The organism is Variovorax sp. 01T439_2 (assembly GCF_056398445.1).
Window position 1 is genome coordinate 1 of sequence record NZ_JBFTPJ010000778.1, and the last position, 4,141, is coordinate 4,141.

Sequence of the window (4,141 nt, forward strand, 5' to 3'; positions counted from 1 at the left end):
TGCGTGGATCGAGGATACGAACGTCTACTTTCACTTCTACTTGCCTTGCTTGTGTTGCTGTTCTCTTTGCTTGCGGGCGGCTTCCTCGAGCAACTGCTGCCACTTGGCGACACCGGGTGTGAGCTTCAGTCCCTTGAGCTTGCTGGCGAGCCATAAAGCCGCGCCCGCCAGGAACACCAGCACAACGAGGGAAACGCCGGCCGACCACAGCGCCAGCAGCACCACGGCCCCCACGGCGGCCATGAGCTTGAGCGCCATGGGCGCCAGCGCCCCGGCGCTTGGCGCGGAGGCATCTCCGTTCGACGATTCGCGCCGCTGGGCCGCGGCCGCCGCAGCGCCCTGCGCGCCCGGTGCGGGCGTGATGCCCACGTCCAAGCCGTGGTCGCCCTCGTGCGCCGCCCGCTTCGGCAGCGCGGCCTGGGCCGACAGCCGCTCGACGTAGCTGGCGAAGTCGCCATTGGGCGGCGTGTTCCATTGGGGGTTCATCAGACTCTCCAGTCGGGCAGCCGGGCGGCGATCTCGGTCATGAGTTCGCGTGCCAGGGTGAGCTTGGGCGCACGCGGCAGTTCGCGCGTGCTCGTTGCGTCCACCAGCAGCAGCGCATTGTCGTCCTGCCCGAAGGTCAACGGTCCGATGTTGCCGACCAGGAGCGGAATTCCCTTGCGCTCGCGCTTGGCCTTGGCGTGCTCGGCCAGGTTCTCGCTCTCGGCCGCGAAGCCCACGCAGAACAGCTTGCGGGCCTGCGCGCGTTCGCTCTTGGCCACGGCCAGCAGGATGTCGGCGTTCTCGACGAAATTGAGCACCGGCGTCTTGCCGCTGCCGTCCTTCTTGATCTTCTGCTCGCTGTGGGTGGCGGGCCGCCAGTCGGCGACGGCGGCCGTCGCTACAAAAATGCTAGCGGTCTGCGCGGCATGGAGGGTGGCTTCGAGCATGTCCTGCGCGCTGAGCACGTCGATGCGGCTCACTCCGTGCGGCGTCGGCAGGTGCACCGGGCCGGCCACCAGCGTGACTTCGGCACCGGCCTCGCGCGCAGCGCGCGCAATGGCAAAGCCCATCTTGCCGGACGAATGGTTGGTGATGCCGCGTATCGGATCGAGCGGCTCGAAGGTGGGGCCCGCGGTCACCAGCACCTTCTGGCCCGCCAGCRGCTTGGGCACGAAGAAGGCCGTGATGTCCTCGAGCAGCTGCGCCGGCTCGAGCATGCGGCCGTCGCCGGTCTCGCCGCAGGCCTGCCAGCCGCTGCCCACGCCCAGCACTGTGGCGCCATCGGCCGCCACCTGCATCAGGTTGCGCTGGGTGGCGGGATGCGCCCACATCTCGCGGTTCATGGCCGGCGCGATCAGGAGCGGCACGCGGTCCATCGGGCGGGCGAGGCACATCAGGCTCAGCAGGTCGTCGGCCCGGCCCTGCACCAGCCGCGCGATGAAGTCGGCGCTGCAGGGCGCCAGCACGATGGCGTCGGCCTCGCGGCTCAGGTTGATGTGCGGCATGTTGTTGGGCAGATCAGGAACGGGATGGCCTTGGGCCGAAGGGGCACAAAGGGGACACCTATAATCGCAATTTCCCACTGCCCGGATCTCTGGTCCGGAACTGGCATGACCAAATTTGTCTTCGTCACCGGTGGTGTCGTATCTTCCCTTGGCAAGGGAATCGCCTCCGCCTCCCTCGCCGCGATCCTCGAATCGCGCGGCCTCAAGGTCACCCTCATCAAGCTCGATCCGTACATCAATGTCGACCCCGGCACGATGTCACCGTTCCAGCATGGCGAGGTGTTCGTCACCGACGACGGTGCCGAGACCGACCTCGACCTCGGCCACTACGAGCGCTTCATCACCACGCGGATGCGCAAGGCCAACAACTTCACCACTGGCCAGATCTACAAGACCGTGCTCGAGAAAGAGCGCCGCGGCGACTACCTGGGCAAGACGGTGCAGGTGATTCCGCATATCACCAACGAGATCCAGGAATACATCAAGCGCGGCGCCGGCCTGGGCACCGCGCATGAGGTGGACGTGGCCATCGTCGAGATCGGCGGCACGGTGGGCGACATCGAATCGCTGCCCTTCCTCGAAGCCGTGCGCCAGATGAGCCTGCGCATGGGCCCGAACAACTCGGCCTTCGTGCACCTCTCCTACGTACCGTGGATCGCCGCCGCCGGCGAGCTCAAGACCAAGCCCACGCAGCACACCGCCAAGGAGCTGCGCGCCATCGGCATCCAGGCCGACGCGCTACTGTGCCGCGCCGACCGCCCGATTCCCGACGACGAGCGCGCCAAGATCTCGCTGTTCTCGAACGTGCCCGAATGGGGCGTGATCTCCATGTGGGACGTCGACACCATCTACAAGGTGCCGCGCATGCTGCACGAGCAGGGCCTGGACGGCCTGATCTGCGACAAGCTGCGCATCAACACGCCGCCGGCCAAGCTGCAGCGCTGGGACGAGCTGGTGTACGAGGTCGAGCATCCGCAGCAGGAAGTCAGCATCGCGATGGTCGGCAAGTACGTCGACCTGTCCGACAGCTACAAGTCGCTGAACGAGGCGCTGCGCCACGCCGGCATGAAGAACCATGCGCGCGTGAAGATCGACTACATCGATTCCGAAACCATATCCCCGCAAGATGTCTCGCGGCTCGCCAAGTACGACGCGATCCTGGTGCCCGGCGGCTTCGGCCAGCGCGGCGTCGAGGGCAAGATCTCGGCCGCCCGCTTCGCGCGCGAAGGCAAGGTGCCCTACCTCGGCATCTGCCTGGGCATGCAGGTGGCCACCATCGAATACGCGCGCCATGTGGCGGGCCTCAAGAACGCCAACAGCACCGAGTTCGACCCCGAGACGCCCTGCCCCGTGATCGCGCTGATCACCGAGTGGAAGGACGCCGACGGCACCGTGAAGACGCGCAACGAGAAGTCCGACCTSGGCGGCACCATGCGCCTGGGCGCGCAAAGCTCCGACGTCTCGGCCGGCACGCTGGCCCACAGCATCTACGGCGACGTGGTGACCGAACGCCACCGCCACCGCTACGAAGCCAACGTCAACTACCTCGACGAACTGCGCGCCGCCGGCCTGGTCATCTCGGCGCTGACGCAGCGCGAGCACCTGACCGAGATCGTCGAGCTGCCGCAGGACGTGCACCCGTGGTTCATGGGCGTGCAGTTCCACCCTGAATTCAAGTCGACGCCGTGGAGCGGCCATCCGCTCTTCAACGCCTTCATCAAGGCGGCGCTCGACCACAAGGCCCGGAGCGCGGGCGGCGCAAAGAACCTGAAGGCGGTTGCATGAAACTCTGCGGATTCGACATCGGGCTCGACCAGCCTTTCTTTTTGATTGCCGGCCCCTGCGTGGTCGAATCCGAGCAATTGCAGATAGACACGGCCGGCACGCTGAAGGAAATCACTTCCTCGCTGGGCATTCCATTCATCTTCAAGAGCAGCTTCGACAAGGCCAACCGCTCCTCGGGCACCAGCTTTCGCGGCCCGGGCCGCGAGAAGGGCCTGGAGATCCTGGCCAAGGTGAAGCGCGAACTCGGCCTGCCCGTGCTGACCGACGTCCATACCGAGGACGACATCACCGAGGCCGCCAAGGTGGTCGACGTGCTGCAGACGCCCGCCTTCCTGTGCCGCCAGACCGACTTCATCCGCGCGGTGGCGCAGTCGGGCAAGCCGGTCAACATCAAGAAGGGCCAGTTCCTTGCGCCGCACGACATGAAGAACGTGATCGACAAGGCGCGCGCTGCCGCCAAGGAAGCCGGCCTGCCCGAAGACAGCTTCATGGCCTGCGAGCGCGGCGCGAGCTTCGGCTACAACAACCTGGTGTCGGACATGCGCTCGCTCGCGATCATGCGCGAGACCGGCGCGCCCGTGGTGTTCGACGCCACCCACTCGGTGCAGCTGCCGGGCGGCCAGGGCACGACCTCGGGCGGCCAGCGCGAAATGGTGCCGGTGCTCTCGCGCGCGGCCGTGGCCGTGGGCGTGGCCGGCCTTTTCATGGAAACGCACCCCGATCCCGCCAAGGCGCTGAGCGACGGCCCCAACGCCGTGCCGCTCAAGCACATGAAGGCCCTGCTCGAGACGCTGCTGGCGCTCGACCAGGTCACCAAGAAGAACGCATTTCTAGAGGACGTCTTTCAATCATGAGCAGTGGTTATG

The 4,141-nt window shown here is 66.4% G+C and carries 3 protein-coding genes and 1 pseudogene; 2 read left to right on the plus strand and 2 right to left on the minus strand.

The features are described from left to right. Nucleotides 1-36: 36 nt before the first annotated feature. Nucleotides 37-486: a hypothetical protein gene (locus AC1DOC_RS27585; RefSeq protein WP_478079864.1), complete on the minus strand. Its 450-nt coding sequence runs from the start codon at nt 484-486 to the stop codon at nt 37-39. Beyond that, a pseudogene (coaBC, locus tag AC1DOC_RS27590) lies at nt 486-1,499 on the minus strand (bifunctional phosphopantothenoylcysteine decarboxylase/phosphopantothenate--cysteine ligase CoaBC); the annotation flags it as partial. The gene AC1DOC_RS27585 and the pseudogene coaBC, both read right to left, overlap by 1 nt. Nucleotides 1,500-1,595: 96 nt before the next feature. Here coaBC and AC1DOC_RS27595 point away from each other — a divergent pair. Continuing rightward, nucleotides 1,596-3,275: a CTP synthase gene (locus AC1DOC_RS27595; RefSeq protein WP_012748540.1), complete on the plus strand. Its 1,680-nt coding sequence runs from the start codon at nt 1,596-1,598 to the stop codon at nt 3,273-3,275. Further along, nucleotides 3,272-4,129 (plus strand): 3-deoxy-8-phosphooctulonate synthase, encoded by an 858-nt coding sequence (kdsA, locus tag AC1DOC_RS27600; RefSeq protein WP_478079862.1) that lies wholly within the window; start codon nt 3,272-3,274, stop codon nt 4,127-4,129. Before AC1DOC_RS27595 ends, kdsA begins: the two co-directional genes overlap by 4 nt. The last annotated feature ends 12 nt before the right edge of the window (nt 4,130-4,141 follow it).